Below are 221 nucleotides of genomic sequence, written 5' to 3' on the forward strand. Positions count from 1 at the left end.
GCGCAGGCGTTGCGGTCGGGTGAGTGTTCGATGGCCCTGGCCGGTGGTGTGACGGTGATGGCCACTCCGGGAGCGTTTGTGGAGTTTTCCCGGCAGGGTGGGTTGGCTGCCGATGGGCGGTGTAAACCGTTCGCGGACGCGGCCGACGGCACGGGTTGGGGTGAGGGTGTCGGGGTTCTGGTGTTGGAGCGGTTGTCGGATGCCCGCCGGCGGGGGCATCA

At 68.8% G+C, this 221-nt stretch carries 1 protein-coding gene; it reads left to right on the plus strand.

Features of this window, described 5'->3' with window-relative positions:
• Positions 1-30 precede the first annotated feature (30 nt).
• Positions 31-221 (plus strand): beta-ketoacyl synthase N-terminal-like domain-containing protein (locus ACLQ22_RS32200; protein WP_425695639.1); only part of this gene is annotated, 191 nt, incomplete at its 3' end.

Source organism: Micromonospora sp. DT178 (assembly GCF_049841695.1).
Taxonomy (GTDB): Bacteria; Actinomycetota; Actinomycetes; order Mycobacteriales; family Micromonosporaceae; genus Micromonospora.